We start from the raw sequence: 842 nt of genomic DNA, 5'->3' as shown, positions 1-842 counted from the left end.
GGGCGCTTGGCGTCGTCCTTGACGCCGATACGGACGCGGATTGAATGATGGCTCTTCAGATCGAGTGCGGCGAGGCCGGTTTTGGAAATCCTGAGGCCGTCGACATAGGTGCCGTCACTGGCAATTCGCCAGTTCTTGAGCTTGCCGTATTGCGAGCCTTTGAGTTTCCACCAGGACGGCGTGAAGACGCCGCGCTTGTCGCCGAAATCCCCCGGCGACGTCCAGGTGCCGACATCGACGCCATTGATCGTCAGCGTGATGTCCGAGGGCCAATCGGCGCTGGTGCCCGGCACTTCCGAAGACAGCTCTATCGCCACTTCGAGCTCGGTGATCTCGGCATTGGCGAGCTTGGCATTATTGGGAAACTGGTATTCGACAAAACCGCGGGTGAACCATAGAAGCCCGGCTTTCATGCGGTCCGGATCGAGGAAAGTGTTGGGAACATCGAGCAGACCGATTATGCCGTCCGGCGAACAAAGGCCGCAGGGCGCGGTAACCTCGAAGCCGGTGTAGAGCCCGATCGGCATCGACACTTCGATCGCGTCGTTCTTGACCGCACGATATTCGCTCTTGAACACGACGAGCACTTCTTCCGCCGTCGGATAACAGATTTTCTGGCTGCCCTTCTTCGCTTTCAGGTGCTCGGTGCGGATCAGCCCCGCATCCTCCAGCACCTGGATGTTGGTCGAGACGGTCGACTGCGGCAGCGACAGCACGGCGGCGATTTCGTTGACATTCATCGGCCCCTTCTCATGCAGCAGTTTCAGCATCGAGATACGCGCCGAGGAGGCAAGCCCCTTGAGCACGGCAATGCCTTCCTCAGGTTCAATCACCAGAAAATT

General features: G+C 58.9%; 1 protein-coding gene. It reads right to left on the bottom strand.

Going from position 1 to position 842, the window contains the following annotated elements:
- The coding region (locus NKJ09_RS32445; protein ID WP_352764788.1) for an ArsR/SmtB family transcription factor at positions 1-842 on the bottom strand (842 nt) is incomplete at both ends.

The organism is Mesorhizobium sp. M0189 (genome assembly GCF_040322135.1).
Taxonomy (GTDB): Bacteria; Pseudomonadota; Alphaproteobacteria; order Rhizobiales; family Rhizobiaceae; genus Mesorhizobium.
The sequence above is the reverse complement of the archived record's forward strand: the minus strand, read 5'-3'. Positions and strand labels throughout refer to the sequence as shown.